The sequence below is a fragment of the Pseudoalteromonas sp. 2CM28B genome (assembly GCF_023161935.1).
This window is the reverse complement of record NZ_JALNTH010000002.1, coordinates 133,022-151,558: the sequence shown is the minus strand read 5'-3', so window position 1 is coordinate 151,558 and position 18,537 is coordinate 133,022. Positions and strand designations below refer to the sequence as shown.

Genomic DNA, 18,537 nt, shown 5'->3' with positions numbered 1-18,537 from the left:
CATTTATAATTAAAATTAGTTTTATTTATACAATTAATGGCTTAGGTGCGATAGGATCTAAGGGTGAGCAACGAATACCGTCAAATTATAAAAGTAAAACTAGCTATAATTATCGTCAGGAATAAAAGCTTTATTCATTTAGGCATTACTAGAGACTGTAAAATCAGTTAAAATGCTTAACTTCATATCAAGTAAATTACCGAGAGTTTTCTATGAGTTTGTATACAAAATATATGGAAGAAATCCAAACCCGTAAAACGGAGCTTGGATTAAGCCCACAACCAATCGATAGCGCTGAACTAGTATCAGAAATAATTAATCAAATTAAAGATACTAATAACGAGCACCGTAAAGATTCACTGCATTTCTTTATTTATAATACTTTACCTGGAACAACCAGTGCTGCGAGCGTTAAAGCACAGTTTCTAAAAGAAATCATTTTAGGTGAAGAGCACGTTGCAGAAATCACTCCAGAATTTGCATTTGAACTGCTTTCACACATGAAAGGCGGCCCGTCAATTGAAATGCTAATTGATTTAGCATTTGGTGATGACGCAGCAATCGCAGCACAAGCGGCTGAAGTACTTAAAACTCAGGTATTCTTATACGATGCTGATATGGAGCGTATTAAAGCGGCCTACGAAGCAGGCAATGCAATTGCTAAAGAATTACTAGAGAGTTTCTCAAAAGCTGAATTCTTTACAAAACTACCTGACATCGAAGAAAAAATCGAAGTTGTAACTTACATTGCTGGTGAAGGCGACATCTCAACTGATTTACTGTCTCCGGGTAACCAAGCACACTCACGTGCTGACCGTGAATTACACGGTAAGTGTATGATCACTGAAGAAGCACAACAAGAAATCGTTGAACTTCAAAAGAAACACCCTAATGCTAAAGTAATGCTTATTGCTGAAAAAGGCACAATGGGCGTTGGTTCATCTCGTATGTCTGGTGTAAATAACGTTGCACTTTGGGCGGGTAAACAAGCAAGTCCATACGTTCCTTTCATCAACATTGCACCTGTTGTTGCAGGTACTAATGGTATTGCACCAATCTTCTTAACGACGGTTGATGTAACCGGCGGTATTGGTCTTGACCTTAAAAACTGGGTTAAGAAAGTAGATGCAGAAGGCAATACTGTAACTGATGAAAATGGCGATGCAGTGCTTGAAGAAGCTTATTCAGTTGCCACAGGTACTGTATTAACAATCAATACAAAAGAGAAAAAGCTTTATAACGGCGATAAAGAACTGGTTGATGTATCATCAGCGTTCACACCGCAAAAAGTTGAATTCATGAAAGCTGGTGGTTCTTACGCTGTTGTATTTGGTAAAAAACTACAAACGTTTGCTGCTGAAACGCTGGGTATTGAAACTCCTCTTGTGTATGCACCTTCAAAAGAAATTTCACATGAAGGCCAAGGCTTAACAGCGGTTGAAAAAATCTTTAACCGTAATGCGGTAGGTGTTCTATCAGATACGCCACTTCACGCAGGCTCAAATGTTCGTGTTAAAGTGAACATCGTTGGTTCGCAAGATACAACCGGTCCAATGACAGCACAAGAATTAGAAGCGATGGCTGCTTCAACGATTTCACCACTTGTTGATGGTGCTTATCAGTCTGGTTGTCACACTGCATCAGTATGGGATAGCAAAGCACAAGCAAATATTCCAAAACTAATGGCGTTCATGAATAAGTTTGGTTTGATCACTGCACGTGACCCGAAAGGCGTTTACCATGCAATGACTGACGTTATTCACAAAGTATTGAACGACATTACCATTGATGATCGCGCTATCATCATCGGTGGTGACTCGCATACACGTATGTCTAAAGGCGTTGCCTTTGGTGCCGATTCAGGCACCGTTGCTGTTGCACTTGCAACCGGTGAATCAGCGATGCCGATTCCTGATTCAGTTAAAGTGACATTTAAAGGCAAAATGGCTAAGCACATGGATTTCCGCGATGTTGTTCATGCAACGCAAGCGCAAATGCTTAAGCAATTTGGCGGAGAAAACGTGTTCCAAGGTCGTATCATTGAAGTTCATATTGGTACCCTAATGGCTGACCAAGCGTTTACTTTCACTGACTGGACTGCAGAAATGAAAGCAAAAGCGTCAATCTGTATTTCAAATGATGAAACGCTAATTAAGTCAATTGAACTTGCTAAATCACGTATCCAAATCATGATCAACAAAGGTATGGATAACGAAGCGCAAACGCTACAAGGTCTAATCGACTTAGCTGACAAGCGTATTGCAGGTATTCAATCTGGTGAAGAGCCAGCACTTTCTCCAGACGACAACGCTAAATACCACGCAGAAGTTGTGGTTGATTTGGACCAAATCGTTGAGCCAATGATTGCCGATCCAGACGTGAACAACGATGATGTTTCTAAACGTTATACTCACGATGTGATCCGCCCTGTTTCTTTTTACAACGACAAACCTGTTGATTTAGGTTTCGTTGGTTCGTGTATGGTTCACAAAGGCGATATGAAAATTATTGCTCACATGCTACGTAACCTTGAAAAGAAAAACGGTTCTATCACATTCAAAGCACCATTAGTTGTTGCGCCACCAACATACAACATTGTTGATGAGCTTAAAGCGGAAGGCGACTGGGATATTCTTGCTAAATACGCTGGTTTTGAATTTGACGATGAAAAACCAAAAACAGCGGCACGTACTAAGTATGAAAATATCCTATACCTAGAACGCCCTGGTTGTAACTTATGTATGGGTAACCAAGAAAAAGCAGAACCTGGTGACACTGTTATCGCAACATCAACTCGTCTGTTCCAAGGCCGTGTAGTAGCCGATACATCTGAGAAAAAAGGTGAGTCACTACTAGGTTCTACGCCGGTTGTAGTACTTTCTACTGTACTTGGTCGTTTCCCGACTATCGAAGAGTATAAGTCTGCGGTTGAAGGCATTGACCTTACCTCGTTTACACCTGTTGAAGAAGCAATGACAACTAAGTTCAACGCAGGTGAAGCAGTACCAGTAAAAGTGGTTAGCTAATTCGATTAGTTTACCATTTAATTAAGCGCGTTTTTTAACGCGCTTTTTTTATGTCTAAAATTTATCTAACAGGAATGTAAGCCCTGCCCAACCCTATGGACAACACAATAATTTGTGGTTTGTGATTTTAAAGCAACAGGTTACACTTTACCTTGACCATGCAGTTATTCAATCGGTGTTATGACTAAACAACTCTATCAACTCGCTCAAAGCCACTTTGCTTTTCCTGATCCCAACCATGCATTAGATGATCCCGATGGTTTACTTGCCATTGGTGGATGCTTATCAGTATCGCGATTAAAAAATGCCTACAGCCAAGGTATTTTTCCGTGGTTTAGTGAGCACGAGCCAATTATGTGGTGGTCGCCTAGTGAACGTGGTATTGTTGAGCTCAATGACTTTCATGTTAGTAAAAGTCTACGTAAGCATTTAAAAAAGCACCCGGTCACCGTAACCATAAACCATGCCTTTGAAGAAGTGATAGAAGCATGTCGCGATCAACGCATTGATACCGATGGCACCTGGATCACTTTGCAAATGCAACAGGCGTACATTAATGCCTATCACAATGGCCTAGCTCATAGTTTAGAGGTTTGGCGCGAGGGAGAGCTTGCAGGTGGCTTATATGGCATCATGCAAACAGGTGTTTTTTGTGGTGAATCAATGTTTCATCATCAAACAAATTGTTCCAAACTGGCTATGTGGGCGCTGGTTAATTGGCTTAAACGCCACAATGCGCATTTTATTGATTGCCAATTAGAAAATCCTTATTTAATGTCGTTGGGTGCCAGCGTGATTCCACGTGAAGAATTTTTAACTAAACTCAATAAAGCACAGTGTTACACCCCAGCTGCCAGTATGTGGCAGCCACAGGAGCTAATCGCGATATATGAATGAACAACTTCCGGCTCGTATTGGCCTAAGCCAACCATTTGAGTGCAGTTATTTACCTGATCGCCAAGAGCAATTGCTGGTGATACTCGATCCAAGTTGTTACAGCAGCAATAAGTTTGAGTCATTATTAGCATTAGGCTTTCGTCGCAGCGGTAACCAAATTTACCGTCCGCACTGCCCTATTTGCAGCGCGTGTAGTTCTGTGCGCGTTTTAGCTGATAAGTTTATACCGACAAAATCGCAAAAACGTAAACTTAACAAAGCAAAAAACCGCTTTGAGGTAAAATATTCTCAAGTTGAACGCGAACAATACTATCCACTTTACAGTAAATACATTAGCTTGCGCCACCAAGACGGTAGTATGTATCCGCCTGATAAATCACAATTTCAAAGCTTTTTGTTTTGTAGTTGGTTAACTATTACTTTTATTGAGCTTTGGGATCAAGAAAACTTAGTAGCTGTTGCTGTAACTGATTGTATGGACAGCGCTATTTCGGCCATTTATACATTTTTTGACCCTGACTACGAACACTTTAGTTTAGGCACTGTAATGATATTACAGCAGCTTAAATTTGCTAAACAGCAGCGCAAACAGTTTGTTTATTTAGGCTATCAAATAGATGAATGCGACAAAATGAACTATAAAACGCAGTTTTTACCCTCTCAAAAACAGTGCAATGACCAGTGGCTGGCTATTTAATTTACAAAAATAGCCCCTGCGCCTTTACTTATTGGCGTATTTTGGGCAAAATCTGCAGCGTTTAACTATTAAAGAGGTGTTACGCTAAACATGGCGAAAGAAGACGTAATCGAAATGCAAGGGACAGTCCTTGATACTTTACCAAATACAATGTTCCGAGTTGAGCTAGAAAATGGTCACGTAGTTGTGGCTCATATTTCAGGTAAAATGCGCAAAAACTATATCCGTATTTTAACCGGCGATAAAGTAACGGTAGAAATGACTCCTTACGATTTATCGAAAGGTCGTATCGTATTCCGTGCTCGCTAAGTAAGTGCGTAAACGAGATTTAGTTTTTGGCTAGTGCAAACTAGCTTTAAGCGTTTATTAAATGTAATTAATGCTAGGGTCTGTTGACCTTTGCGGATTAAAATTTGTTCAAACTAAGGGCGGTTTAATCGCGGCGCGAGGTTTGTAACCTAGTGGGCTAAGTAAAAACCGAGCAACAAAGAGTAAATCGCCCCTAGGCAGAACCCTTCGGGCAGCGCCTGTTTGGCATTGATGCTGCGTTATCGCCTATTTATGGGGAATAACCACACCACATAGGCTCTGCCTTGCCTAAATACCAAACAGACTGCTGCAAATTTAACCTTGAAAGGTCAACAGACCCTAGTAGCCAGTAATTACATTTAATAAACAAAAAACCCAGCCTTTGCTGGGTTTTTTGTTGCCTATTTCTTTGGCAAATAAAAAAAGCCTGCACAAAGCAGGCTTTTTAAAATCGCTAACCTTTTAGGTTAGGCTGGCGTTAAATCACTCTCGTAATCAAAACGTAGTTTTTTATCTTTAACCGATACTTTTACCGTACCGCCAGAAATTAGCTCACCAAACAGTATTTCGTTTGCTAATTGCTTTTTAAGGTCTTCCTGAATAACACGTGCCATAGGGCGTGCGCCCATTGCTTTGTCATAGCCTTTGTCAGCCAACCATTCACGTGCTTTAGAGGTAAGCTCAAGGTTAACTGATTTCTTGTCTAGTTGCGCTTGAAGCTCCACAACAAATTTATCAACCACTTGTAAAATAACCTCTTTCTCGAGGTGATTAAACCAAATAATGTTATCTAAGCGGTTTCTAAATTCAGGTGAAAATACTTTGTTAATTTCACCCATTGCATCGTGTGTGTGATCTTGCTCACTAAAACCAATCGACTTACGTGTAGTTTCTTGTACGCCGGCATTGGTGGTCATCACCACGACTACGTTTCTAAAGTCAGCTTTTCGGCCGTTATTATCTGTTAGCGTACCGTGATCCATAACTTGTAATAAAATGTTGTAGATATCAGGATGGGCTTTTTCAATCTCATCCAGCAATACCACTGCATGTGGATTTTTTATAACCGCTTCTGTTAATAAGCCGCCTTGTTCAAAACCTACATAACCCGGAGGCGCACCGATTAAACGGCTCACCGCATGGCGCTCAACGTATTCAGACATATCAAAGCGAATAAACTCAACACCCATGCATTTAGCTAATTGCTTGGTAACCTCTGTTTTACCGACCCCTGTTGGGCCTGCAAATAAGAACGAACCAACCGGTTTGTTCTCGTTTGCTAAACCTGAGCGCGATAAGCGAATAGCAGAAGTTAATGCATCAATGGATTGATCTTGTCCAAACACCAACATTTTTAAATTACGGTCTAAGTTTTTCAGCGTTTCTTTATCAGAAGACGACACATTTTGTGGTGGAATGCGCGCCATTTTAGACACAATCATCTCAATATCAGATACACCAATCGTTTTTTTACGCTTAGAGGTAGGTAACAAACGTTGGTTTGCGCCCGCTTCATCAATAACATCAATCGCTTTATCAGGCAGGTGACGTTCATTAATATACTTTGCGCTAAGCTCGGCTGCCGCCTTTAACGCTTTTTGCGTGTAACGAATACCATGGTGTGCTTCATAACGCTCTTTTAAGCCGTTAAGAATTTTAGTGGTATCTTCAACGCTAGGTTCAAGCACATCAATTTTTTGAAAGCGACGTACCAAGGCACGATCTTTCTCAAAAATGTTTTTGTACTCACCGTAAGTCGTTGAACCCATACAACGTAATTGCCCACTTGAAAGTAGCGGTTTAATTAAGTTTGAGGCATCCATTACCCCACCCGACGCAGCACCTGCACCGATAATGGTATGAATTTCATCAATAAATAAAATTGAACCCGGTTTTGCTTGCAGCTCTTTTAATAAGCTTTTAAAGCGCTTCTCAAAATCGCCTCGGTATTTGGTACCGGCAAGTAACGCGCCCATATCTAAAGAGTACACAACCGCATCTGCAATAACTTCAGGTACTTGTTCATTAACAATACGATACGCTAAACCCTCGGCAATGGCTGTTTTACCCACGCCAGCTTCACCAACCAGTAATGGGTTATTTTTTTTACGACGACACAACACTTGCACTGTGCGCTCTACTTCGCTGTCACGACCAACAAGCGGGTCAATGTTGCCCTCTTTGGCTTGTATGTTGAGATTAGTGGTGAAGCTGTCGAGCTTACTCGCTTCTTCACTGTCAACTTCTTGCACTTCTTCATGTATATCGTCAGTGTCATCGCCTAATTCGTCATCACCTTTAGCAATCCCATGAGAAATAAAATTAACAATATCAAGGCGAGAAATATCATTCTTTTTAAGTAAATAAACTGCCTGGCTTTCTTGCTCAGAAAAAATAGCCACCAGTACATTTACACCTGTCACTTCATTTTTTCCCGAAGATTGCACATGAAATACCGCGCGCTGTAATACACGCTGAAAACCAAGCGTTGGTTGAGTTTCGCGTTCTTCTTCTAAATCAGGAATAACCGGTGTGGTTTCATCAATAAATTCAAGTAACTCTGTTTTTAATCCAGAAATGTCAACACCACACGCATTAAGCGCTTCTCCAGCTGATGGATTATCGAGTAGAGCTAATAAAAGATGCTCTACGGTCATAAACTCATGACGACGTGTACGCGCTTCACGAAACGCGGTGTTCAAAGTTAGTTCTAAGTCTTTATTTAGCATTGGCAACCCCTTACAGAGATAATAATTTTATACCGCACTTCAAAGATGAAAGTTCACCCTTTTGGTATTTATTCCTGCTCACAACTACATAGCAGTGGATGCTCGTTATCCCTTGAGTAGCGGTTAACTTGCTCAGCCTTGGTATGTGCTACATCTGCGCTGTAAACACCACAAATGCCCTTACCTTGCTGATGTATTTGCAGCATCACATCAGTTGCTCTATCGCTATCCATATTAAAAAACGTCATCAAGATCTCAATTACAAAATCCATCGGCGTGTAATCATCGTTGTTTAACACAACTTTATATTTTCGCGGTGGCTGCAGCTTTTGCTTTTCACTATCGCGAACGGTGTCGATAACACCAGAATCTTTCATACCACTCATAATTAAATATAGTCTTGTCTTTGTAACTCAAGCAAACTTGAATAAAAAAATAAATAAAATGTTAAAAAATAACCCAAAACACTTGACTGGTTGCTTAAATAAACTACAGTCAAATGGTGATTGATTAAACCTTAGTCAGTCTAGCAAACAATACAGTTTAGGATAACTAAATTAGTCAACTTATAGAAGGATGTAGAAGTATGGCTTGTGGTAAAGTCAAATGGTTCAACAACGCCAAAGGTTTTGGTTTCATCGTAGAAGACGGTTGCGAGAACGACATTTTTGCTCATTACTCCACTATTGTAATGGACGGATACAAGACACTTAAAGCTGGTCAAGATGTTACCTTCGAATTACAACAAGGCCCTAAAGGTCTACACGCTACTAATATTGCCCCTAACGGCGATATTTTAGAGTGATTGTAAATATGAGACTAAAGCGAGCGACCTATTTAGATCCTCGCTTAATTCCCTAAAACCCCTAACCACTTCTATATTAATTGCTTCATTGTTCGTTAATTCAACCCCACTCCTTGATTTTATTTTATCTACCCCAATAATTTCACTGTTAGATGTTTAACTACTGGCGTTTGGCGCGTAATCCTAGCCCTTTTTAGCCAAGCTTGTTACACTCTTTATCCTGTAAAACGTAATTACTTTAGCCTAATGGCTAATTTGTATTTACATAAATTTTAGTTATAAGAGACACTAGTCCGTCAGGTGTGATTATTCTCACCTTGTTTAGGTTATACGAGTACCAACACCTAACAGACTTTTCATTGCATATATTAATGCTTTACTTACAAGGTATTAGGCGATGATATCTTTGCATTGTTGAATTTGGCCAATGCGGCCTACTATCTAGGAATGATGATGACATCAAAAATTATCTATACAAAAACGGACGAAGCTCCGGCATTAGCAACGTATTCGTTGTTACCAATTATCCAAGCGTACACAAATGCGGCAGGTGTTGAAGTTGAAACACGCGACATCTCACTCGCTGGTCGTGTAATTGCGAGCTTCCCGGATTACCTAACAGAAGAACAACGCATTGGTGATGCACTTGCAGAGCTTGGCGAAATGGCAAAAACACCAGAAGCTAACATCATTAAATTACCAAACATCAGCGCCTCAGTTCCACAACTTCGCGCTGTAATTAAAGAGCTTCAAGGAAAAGGTTATGCACTTCCAGAATACCCTGTAGAACCTAAAAACGATGAAGAAAAAGCGATTCAAGCCGCCTATGACAAAATTAAAGGCAGTGCAGTAAACCCTGTACTTCGTGAAGGTAACTCTGACCGTCGCGCACCAGGTTCAGTAAAAGAATATGCACGTAATAACCCACATTCTATGGGTGCATGGAGCAAAGATTCCCAGTCTTATGTTGCAAGCATGGAAGAAGGTGACTTCTTTGGTTCAGAGCAGTCACTAACTGTTGATGAAGCAACGGATGTTCGTATTGAACACGTAGCGGCTAATGGCGATATCACTGTACTTAAGCAAAGCACACCGCTACTTGCTGGTGAAGTAATTGATGCATCACGTATTAGTGCTGCAAAATTACAAGCATTCCTTGAAGCTGAAATTAATGCAGCTAAAGAAAAAGGCGTGTTATTTTCGCTTCATATGAAAGCGACCATGATGAAAGTATCTGATCCGATCATCTTTGGTCACGCTGTAAAAGTATTTTACAAAGACGTTTTTGCAAAACACGGTGCACTTTTTGAAGAGCTAGGTGTTGATGTAAATAACGGTTTAGGCGATGTGTACTCTAAAATTCAAACTTTAGATGACGCTAAGCGCGAAGAAATTGAAGCTGACATTCAAGCTGTTTACGCTGACCGCCCTGCTATCGCAATGGTTGATTCTCATCGCGGTATTACAAACTTACACGTACCAAGTGATGTTATCATCGATGCCTCTATGCCTGCTGCAATTCGTTCAAGCGGTCAAATGTGGAATAAAGACGATAAATTACAAGACACAAGCTTTGTAATTCCAGATCGTTGTTACTCTGGCGTTTACCAAGCAACGATTGATTTTTGTAAAGAGCACGGTGCATTTGATCCTACTACTATGGGTAGCGTACCAAACGTTGGCCTTATGGCTCAAAAAGCAGAAGAGTACGGCTCACACGATAAAACATTTGAAGCAAAAGCTGACGGTATTATCCGTGTTGTAGACACAAACGATAATACGTTACTTGAGCACAGTGTTGAGAAAGGCGATATCTGGCGCATGTGTCAGGTTAAAGATGCACCTATTCAAGATTGGGTTAAACTTGCAGTAAACCGCGCTCGCGCAACAGGTAATCCGGCTATTTTCTGGTTAGATGCTGAACGTGCACACGATGCTGAGCTAATCAAAAAAGTAAATAAATACCTGCCAGATCACGACACTGCTGGCCTAGATATTCAAATTTTATCGCCAATGGATGCAACCTTGTTCTCACTAGCACGCATCAAAGAAGGTAAAGACACAATTTCTGTAACGGGTAACGTGTTACGTGATTACTTAACAGATTTATTCCCAATTTTAGAATTGGGTACCAGTGCTAAAATGCTTTCAATTGTGCCACTAATGAATGGCGGTGGTTTATTTGAAACTGGTGCCGGTGGCTCTGCTCCTAAGCACGTTCAACAATTTGAAAAAGAAAACCACTTACGTTGGGATTCTTTAGGTGAATTCTTAGCACTTGCTGCGTCACTTGAGCACCTAAGCACAACAACAGGTAACAAAAAAGCACAAGTACTTGCAGATACACTTGATAAAGCTACCGGCACATTCTTAGCTGAAAACAAGTCGCCTTCACGTAAAGTAAAAGAGATTGATAACCGTGGTTCTCATTTCTTCTTATCTTTATTCTGGGCACAAGAACTTGCTAAGCAAAATGATGACAGCGAGCTTAAAGCGCAGTTTACGCAAATTGCTAGCGACCTTGAAACTAACAAAGAGCAAATTGTTAGCGAGCTAAACGATGCACAGGGCCCAGCAATGGACATTGGCGGATACTTCCAGCCAAATGATGATGCAGCTTTTAAAGCAATGCGCCCAAGCACAACATTTAACGAGATTTTATCTAAACTGGTATAAATCCATAAAATGAATGAAAAGGCGCTCCAAAGAGCGCCTTTTTTTGTGCCTAATACCAATTCGCTTGTTTAAGTGGTTTACTTTGCAGATTGGTATAAGTAAAAGCTGTTCATAAAAAAGGCCGCTAATGCGGCCTTTAAATTCAACTAAACAAGTTTATTTAGTGTATGCACGTGGCATGTTTGATTCTGTTGTATAGCGCTCACGCAGTTTATCTTGGCGAGATTCAGTACTTACCTCAACCCCATTAATAAACATTTTATTTACGTGGCTGCTCAGCTCAAACGGGTCATTACTCCACATTACAACATCAGCGGCTTTACCTACTTCTAAGCTACCCGCATTAATACCAAATACATCAGCCACATTTGAAGTCATCGCTTTTAACGCGCCTTGCTGGCTCATACCATAAGACACTGCATTACCGGCATCATAGCGGAGCTGGTAAACATTATGACTAGCATCGCCACCCACAGTTAAAAGTACTTTAACACCTGCTTTTTCTAGTATGCCGGCATTATTTAGGCTTGCATGTAATGAATCAAAACTGCCTGGTAAGTTATCCATTGCACTGATGATCACAGGAATACCCGCTTTTGCGATTCGATCTTTAACTACAACGGCATCTTGCGCACCATTAAGAACAATATTTACCCCAAACTGCTGTTTCACTTTTATAAGTTCAACAATATCCGATGCACGCGACACACTAATTAGTAATGGCATATCGCCTTTTAGTGCTTTAGCCATTATTTTATCTTCAGCACTTGGCTTAGCATCGTCTTTTTTAGCTTCTTTGCTTGCTTTGGTTTGGTGCTCATCTAACTTATTGATCAGTGTTTGCAATGTAAATGCACGAGAGCCTTTGCTTCGCTCACCCAAATGAACCACTAATGCCGCTTGTTTTTTAAGTACGCTTTCAAAGCTGCCACTTAAATCCACTACACTGGCAAGGCCCGCAAATATGCTGTCACCGCCGTACGGGGTGATTAAGTCACGAGTAACACCGCCTTTACGTGCATAAGGGATTAGGCTTGAACGAGGGTTAAATGCCAAGCTTGCATCAAAATCAATACCTGCTTTTTCTTCTCCCGCATCGCGAGAGCCTGCAACCGCACCGACTTCAACTAAACCAAGTTGATTTACAGTGGCAATAAAACCAGGGGTCACGATTTGACCTTTGGCATCAATAATTTTATCTGCTTTAACATCGCTAGGATTGATTGCAGTAATTTTGCCATCATTCATTACGATGCTGGCAGACTCTAATACGCCTTGATCTGATGATGTATGTAAAGTTGCATTAATAATAGCAAGAGATTGAGCGCTCACCGCACCCGATGCTAGTAACCCTGCAGCAACCAGAGAAAGCGAAAACGAACGTGATAATTTTTTCATTCTGGGTGCTCCTTATTGTTGACCTAACATAAAATCACTTTGTGCTTGGAATGCGCTATCGTTTCTATCGTAAACTTTTGCGCCATCAACAAACACTTGCTCTGCTTTTGCGTAAACGCTAAATGGGCTTTGATTCCAAATAACCACATCAGCTTGTTTACCTGCTTCAAGTGAGCCTGTTTTATCTTCAATGCCGAGTGATTTAGCGGCATTAGCCGTGATCCACTTAATTGCATGCTGCTCAGAAATATCAAAACCATTTTGGTTTGCACTGTACATTACTTTTGCGGCTTCTTGATTTAAGCGCTGAATCGTCGTGTCTGAGTCTGAATGCACAACGGCACATGAGTTTTTAACTGCATCAACAATCGCTACGTTCTCTTGTACCATATCGTAGGCTTCCATTTTAAAGCCCCACCAGTCTGGCCAAAGTGCTGCACACGAGCCATTTTCAGCCAGTAAATCTGCGATTTTATAGGCTTCAATACCGTGATGGAATGTACCCGCATGATAATTAAACTCTTTAGAAAGGTCGATCATCATCGCCATTTCTTCAGCTTTATAACAGTGATTGTGAATACGAACCTCACCTTCTAAAACACCACGTAGGGTATCGTATTTAATATCGCGGTGTGGAGCTTCTGGGTTTTTACCCGCAGCGTAATCAGCATCGTATTTGTCCCAAGCACGTTTGTACTCTTGAGCGCCAATCCAAGCTGTGCGATAGCCTGCCATATTACCCATACGTGTCATCGGTAATTCACCTTTACGGCCATAAACGCGTTTAGGGTTTTCACCACACGCCATTTTTAAACCGTATGGTGCATCAGGAAACTTCATCCCTTGCATGGTGTGAGCCGGTACATTTTTAAGGGTAACGCCACGTCCACCAAATAAATTAGCTGAACCTGGTAAAATTTGTAACGAGGTAATACCGCCTTCACGTGCGCGATTAAAGCCTGGATCTTGTGGCCAAATTGAATGCTCAACCCATACTTCTGCTGTATTTGGGCTAGTCATTTCGTTGCCATCTTGGTGAGACTCAACCGACGGATTTGGATAAGCACCTAAATGAGAGTGAACATCAATAATACCTGGTGTTACCCATTTGCCTTGCGCATCGATAGTGGTGTCTGCGTTAGCGGTTAAATCTTTACCAACTTGCTGTACTTTACCATCAACAAGTAATACATCGGCTTCATCTAAACGCTCACCCGTGCCTGTTAATACAGTAGCATTGGTAATTAATGTGCTTGATGTAGCAACGGGTTGATAAGTACTTGGGTATGGGTTTTTATTAATGGTTACTTTTGCATCTTGCGGGCCGCTTTCTTGGCAACCAACAAGAGCCGCTGCTAAACCAACAGCTAACAATGAGGGAGCAAATTTTTGCATGTTTTTAGGTTCTCCTGTTTTTTTACTACTTTAGCGAAAGCAAACGCATAAAGCTAAAAAAACAGGTGAAAAGGCCGTTATTTAAGGTGAGTTTCTGTAATTATTTTTTTATATAATTGTTATAAAGCTTATCCAGTGCCCCTTCTGTGGTGAGCGATGGATCTTTACTAATAAAGTGTTTAACCGTTCGGGTTACAAAATCCGAATTTTGCTTATGTAATTTTGAAAAATCTTTAATTAATGTATTACCATCTTTTGCGGCGGTGACTTTATCATGACGATGCCTGTATTGGCTCAATGCCTTATTAAAATCGCCTTGATAATCCTCGACTAAAATTTTATAAAAATCACTTTTTTGTACTTTTAATACAGTAATGCAATAGTTAAGCGCTTCTTTAAAGTCGGTAAATACGGTGCCTTCTACATCAAACTCTTTGGTTTTTTCGCGCACCGTAACGCGCGCTTCTTCAGTGGCATAACTAAATCCTGTAAAGGCGAGTCGCTCAGCCGCTTCTTTACCGAGTTTCATGCCCGCTTGAATGCTGTGCGCAAATTCATCGCTCATGTCGCCAAGCTCGCTTTCTTCCCACATGTTGTAGACACGTAAGGGCTTGGCGTATTTATTTGAGAGTTTCTTTTTAAGCTTACTAAAACGCTCATCAATGGTCATTAAGCGTTCATTATGAAGTAATGCATGGCATTCATAACAAGCCGCAATAGCAACAAAATCTGCTTCTTCGCCTAAATCAATAATACTTTGTAGCATGTGTAATGGCGGGCAATGATCGCGCTCTGTTGCCTCACAGCCGCAATAAAAACATTGGTTAAAATGCTGTTGCTCACATGCATAAGCTTGCTGGTAGTAACTGGCTAACGTTTTATTCACAATTGCGCTCCAAAAATATAAAATGCCACAAATTTAGGGCGCGATAATAACAGTCTGAAAAAATATTTCAGTATGAAAACGCTAAAGTGTGTCAAAAATAAATTACTTAACCTGAACTCTGGTTAAGAGATTTACTAACATATTGAATTATATTAATAACTTGGTTTGTTTTCCCCAGCTAGAAATTTACAGTGAAAACAAGGCGAATTTTCGTGTCAATAGCGGGCGTATTGCAAGTAAATTCAACCCAGTTAGCGCTGAAAATAGCTGCTTGAGATAGATTCATTATTCATAGTTCAGGTTACTTATGAACAACTTTTCATACACCCTACAAATTGCATGATTTATATGCACATCTTATTACAGCTTGCCCCATTCAGTTAACAAGATTTCGGCTACATTAAGCAATACTTAAATTGCACATAAACAAAGAGGCAACCACTTTTGTTGCCGCTGATTCATCACCCGGTACACAAGTTTGCATGGCTGTTGTGTCTAACAAGCAACTGACACTGCACAAAACAATTAAAGATCTCCATACCAACAAGCATGTAATTGGCAAAAAATTACGCTGCAATAATTTATCAATGAATGATTTTGTAGCGCTTTATGATTTAGACAAATCTGCACGCTTTTTCAATATTGAGGCTACCACCAACACATCAATAAGGGATTTGGCAAAGGTAAATAAACCGATGGTGGTTATTATGGCGGGATCTAAATAACCTAAATTATGACTAGAAAATCGGTTTTTAATACGGTCAATTTACGCGAATCAAACACGTTAAGCAGGGCTTAGTACCTGCTTAACGTGTATTTATTATTAAATAAGCGCTGCCAACAAACCAAACAAGCCACCAAATACCCCACCCCATACAACGAGCCAGCCTAAGTGTTCGCGGATCATAGTTTGAATTATTTCTTTTACCATTTTAGGGGTGAGTTCATCTAAGCGTTCATCCACTAATTTGAGTACTGTATTATGTAAACTTTCCGCGTTATTGCCTTGAGTAAGCATATCGCTTAGTAGCATTTTAAAATCGTCGGTGCCGCTTATTTGCACCAGTGATAATTGCATTTTTTCGATAAATTTTTCTCGCATTGGCTCTAACGCCTCTGTACCGCCAAACATTGCCAGCATGCTGCCAAATTGTGATTGCTCTATCACCACTAACAAATTATCGAAAGCGGGATTTAAATCTACCTTTTCAATTACCGATTCAAAGTCTATCGTTGGCTGCGCCTTGCTTAGAAGCTTGTCTATTTTATGCTCAGAAAAGAACTCCGTAAGTATTAAATTTCTTATAGCTACTTTAAAGCTTTCAAACTTGAGCGCAATCACCCCCGATCCATATAAAAACGGGACTTTTTCAAATAGCATATGAATAGCGAGTAAGTTTGTAACCGCACCAGAGAGTGCAAATAAGCCCACCGAAAGTACAATGGCTTGATCAAATACAAAACCAATAACAACACAACACGCTGCCAATAAGTTAGTGATAAAACTTTTATTCATTTTTATTCCATTTCAGTGATTTGTATCAGAAATTGATAGTCTTAATTTTACACCGATTAATTTGTTTATTTAATCCCTTTTTGCCATAGTTTATTTATAGGTTTAAAAGGTGAGCAATTGTTATGTGGAAAACAATCAATCAACAGATCAGTCAGGCTATCCATTACGATTTTAAACACACCCATAAACGTCAGTTGCAAAACACATCAACCGATAAGCTTTTCCATATAAGTGATGGCAAGCACAATTATTTAGTTAAAATTGCGCAAAAAAATGAGCTTGATCGCTTTGAAGCACAAGCACAGGGCTTAAAACAACTCACTCAAAACAGTATATTTATGGTGCCCGACTGTATTACAACTGGCGCCAATATAGAATATGCGTTTATTGTATTAGAGTGGCTTACACTTGATGACCTTCCCCACACGCATTGGTCAACGATGGGTGAACACCTTGCCATGTTACATCAAAAACACGAGCAAGCGATGTTTGGTTTTGATACAGACAATTATTTAAGCTCTACGCCTCAACCAAATCAATGGCATAAAAAATGGGATGTATTTTTTGCAGAAGAGCGTATTGGTTGGCAATTACAGCTATTAGCTGAAAAAGACATTGTGCTGGCAGACCCCGAACAACTGATAAATTTAGTAAAAGAGCAACTGCATAATCATCATGTTTTGCCCTCGTTATTACATGGCGACTTTTGGCGCGGAAACATGGGATTTGTAAATAATATTCCGACCCTATTTGACCCTGCTTGCTATTACGGTGATCGGGAGGTCGATATTGCTATGAGTGAGCTTTTTGCCCCATTACCCGATGAATTTTATAGCGCCTATAATCATCATTATCCACTCTCTCAGAACTACCAACATCGTAAGCTTATTTATCAGCTTTACCCTATTTTAAACCACGCCAATATTTATGCAGGCCATTACTTAAATCAGGCTAAAGAACACGTTGAAAAACTACTAAACTTAAATAAATGAGTAAACAAAATATAAGCACTATACTTATACTTGAACTCTAAAAAATAAATCTATTCGAGTGTTATTTTTAACGCTAATTGCATTGAATTTACTTGTAATAAGTGACTGTTGATAGCTCAATATAAGTAAATCATTTAGTCAGAGTTTAAGCTACCTAGTGTTAAGCCGTTATGTGCTATCTAGGTAAAATAACTTAATTTTTAAGGGGGTGTTATGAAAGACTTTTTATCACAACGTATCGCCTGCCCACATTGTGGACACCATATTCATTTAGACCTTGATGCCAGTATGGGCGACCAAGACTACTACGAAGAATGCAGTGCCTGCTGTAATCTAATTCATTTAAATATGCATATAGACTATGCACGTAATAAATTAGAGTTACACGTGGACAGCGATGACGAACAAATATTTTAGCTATGTTGGCGCATGTAGTTTTCGACGGTGTTTATAATAGTGTATGTTTGCTGATCAACTTCTATATTAAACTCATCACCTACAACGGCTGCACCTAAATTAGTAATATCGAGTGTTTCTGGTATTAAATGCAGCCAAAAGCCATGCTCATCAATATTGCCAACCGTTAAACTGGCGCCATTAATAGATACAAACCCTTTGTATAACACATATTTTTGCCATTTTTGTGGCAGGCTGAGCTGTATTTTATAGTTGTTTTCTAGTTTAACTATTTGCACTATTTTGGCAGTACAATGAATATGACCAGAGACTATGTGCCCACCCAGCTCAGTACCAAACGACACAGAACGCTCGTAATTGACTAAACTACCCAATTCCAGTTGTCCAAGGTTAGTAAGCTGCAAAGTTTCGTCAATAACATCAAAATGCACTTGAGCCACTACATCTTGATTACTAAGCTCTACTTTAACAACCGTTAAGCAGCAACCATTTATAGCGATGCTAGCACCTAAGTCTAAATGCTTTACGTATTGCTCATTAACAGAAACGACTAAACGTAATACACCCTGCGTATGGGTTCTAGAGACTACTGTTGCTTGAGTTTGAATAATACCGGTAAACATAAAAATCGCTTCTCTTTCTAACAAAGTGCTAGTTTAACGTATCAATCGCTAAAATAATTCACTTAAGAGCACTTTTATTCGCAACAAAAGTAAGCTTATGCAGCAATTAAATAGATTCGCTGATTGTCTACATAGATAGAGCAATCACAATAGATTACAATGCGCCCATGT

General features: G+C 39.9%; 16 protein-coding genes. 9 read left to right on the top strand and 7 right to left on the bottom strand.

Annotated features, from left to right (window positions below):
- Positions 1-212 precede the first annotated feature (212 nt).
- The 4 genes from MTN96_RS03185 (at position 213) to infA (ending at position 4,929) form a co-directional block, all read left to right on the top strand.
- The gene (locus tag MTN96_RS03185; protein WP_248530723.1) at positions 213-3,026 is read left to right on the top strand and encodes a bifunctional aconitate hydratase 2/2-methylisocitrate dehydratase; all 2,814 of its coding nucleotides are present in this window, start codon (positions 213-215) and stop codon (positions 3,024-3,026) included.
- Between the two features lie 180 nt (positions 3,027-3,206).
- Entirely contained in the window at positions 3,207-3,923 is a 717-nt protein-coding gene (aat, locus tag MTN96_RS03180) for a leucyl/phenylalanyl-tRNA--protein transferase (RefSeq protein ID WP_248530722.1), read from the top strand.
- The gene (locus MTN96_RS03175) at positions 3,916-4,620 is read left to right on the top strand and encodes an arginyltransferase (protein WP_248530721.1); all 705 of its coding nucleotides are present in this window, start codon (positions 3,916-3,918) and stop codon (positions 4,618-4,620) included. The genes aat and MTN96_RS03175 overlap by 8 nt, the downstream gene beginning before the upstream one ends.
- A 90-nt stretch (positions 4,621-4,710) precedes the next feature.
- Complete coding sequence (gene infA, locus MTN96_RS03170; protein WP_002962494.1) at positions 4,711-4,929, top strand: translation initiation factor IF-1; 219 nt, start codon at positions 4,711-4,713, stop codon at positions 4,927-4,929.
- A gap of 467 nt (positions 4,930-5,396) precedes the next feature.
- Here the strand turns inward: infA and clpA are convergent, their stop codons facing one another.
- Positions 5,397-7,658 carry an ATP-dependent Clp protease ATP-binding subunit ClpA gene (gene clpA / locus MTN96_RS03165; protein WP_036982899.1) on the bottom strand — a complete coding sequence of 754 codons (2,262 nt, stop codon included), beginning with the start codon at positions 7,656-7,658 and terminating at the stop codon, positions 5,397-5,399.
- 68 nt (positions 7,659-7,726) lie between these two features.
- Complete coding sequence (gene clpS, locus MTN96_RS03160) at positions 7,727-8,035, bottom strand: ATP-dependent Clp protease adapter ClpS (protein ID WP_008110102.1); 309 nt, start codon at positions 8,033-8,035, stop codon at positions 7,727-7,729.
- Positions 8,036-8,244: 209 nt separating this feature from the next.
- On the opposite strand from clpS, the gene cspD reads away from it, so the two are divergent.
- Positions 8,245-8,463 (top strand): cold shock domain-containing protein CspD, encoded by a 219-nt coding sequence (gene cspD / locus MTN96_RS03155; RefSeq protein ID WP_013464751.1) that lies wholly within the window; start codon positions 8,245-8,247, stop codon positions 8,461-8,463.
- A 453-nt stretch (positions 8,464-8,916) separates the two neighbouring features.
- A complete protein-coding gene (locus MTN96_RS03150; RefSeq protein ID WP_248530720.1) occupies positions 8,917-11,139 on the top strand; it encodes an NADP-dependent isocitrate dehydrogenase in 2,223 nt (740 codons plus the stop codon).
- A gap of 156 nt (positions 11,140-11,295) precedes the next feature.
- Here MTN96_RS03150 and MTN96_RS03145 read toward each other — a convergent pair whose 3' ends face one another.
- The 3 genes from MTN96_RS03145 to MTN96_RS03135 all read right to left on the bottom strand — a co-directional run bounded on the left by MTN96_RS03145 (position 11,296) and on the right by MTN96_RS03135 (position 14,818).
- Positions 11,296-12,537 carry an amidohydrolase family protein gene (locus MTN96_RS03145; protein WP_248530719.1) on the bottom strand — a complete coding sequence of 414 codons (1,242 nt, stop codon included), beginning with the start codon at positions 12,535-12,537 and terminating at the stop codon, positions 11,296-11,298.
- 12 nt (positions 12,538-12,549) lie between these two features.
- Positions 12,550-13,932 (bottom strand): amidohydrolase, encoded by a 1,383-nt coding sequence (locus MTN96_RS03140; RefSeq protein WP_016899875.1) that lies wholly within the window; start codon positions 13,930-13,932, stop codon positions 12,550-12,552.
- 100 nt (positions 13,933-14,032) lie between these two features.
- Positions 14,033-14,818: a hypothetical protein gene (locus MTN96_RS03135; protein WP_013464747.1), complete on the bottom strand. Its 786-nt coding sequence runs from the start codon at positions 14,816-14,818 to the stop codon at positions 14,033-14,035.
- A 416-nt stretch (positions 14,819-15,234) separates the two neighbouring features.
- Here MTN96_RS03135 and MTN96_RS03130 point away from each other — a divergent pair, with 416 nt between their 5' ends.
- Positions 15,235-15,543: a DUF3718 domain-containing protein gene (locus MTN96_RS03130; RefSeq protein WP_215908108.1), complete on the top strand. Its 309-nt coding sequence runs from the start codon at positions 15,235-15,237 to the stop codon at positions 15,541-15,543.
- A 98-nt stretch (positions 15,544-15,641) separates the two neighbouring features.
- On the opposite strand, the gene MTN96_RS03125 is transcribed toward MTN96_RS03130, so the two are convergent.
- Positions 15,642-16,334 (bottom strand): DUF445 domain-containing protein, encoded by a 693-nt coding sequence (locus MTN96_RS03125; protein ID WP_248530718.1) that lies wholly within the window; start codon positions 16,332-16,334, stop codon positions 15,642-15,644.
- Positions 16,335-16,456: 122 nt separating this feature from the next.
- Between MTN96_RS03125 and MTN96_RS03120 the strand changes: the two genes are divergently transcribed.
- Together MTN96_RS03120 and MTN96_RS03115 are read left to right on the top strand one after the other, a co-directional pair.
- Entirely contained in the window at positions 16,457-17,326 is an 870-nt protein-coding gene (locus MTN96_RS03120; RefSeq protein ID WP_036982909.1) for a fructosamine kinase family protein, read from the top strand.
- 213 nt (positions 17,327-17,539) lie between these two features.
- Positions 17,540-17,743 (top strand): CPXCG motif-containing cysteine-rich protein, encoded by a 204-nt coding sequence (locus tag MTN96_RS03115; RefSeq protein WP_008464077.1) that lies wholly within the window; start codon positions 17,540-17,542, stop codon positions 17,741-17,743.
- Here the strand turns inward: MTN96_RS03115 and MTN96_RS03110 are convergent.
- Positions 17,740-18,366, bottom strand: a complete 627-nt coding sequence (locus MTN96_RS03110; RefSeq protein WP_024601680.1) for a riboflavin synthase — start codon at positions 18,364-18,366, stop codon at positions 17,740-17,742. The two genes, MTN96_RS03115 and MTN96_RS03110, sit on opposite strands and share 4 nt — an antisense overlap.
- Between the last annotated feature and the right edge of the window lie 171 nt (positions 18,367-18,537).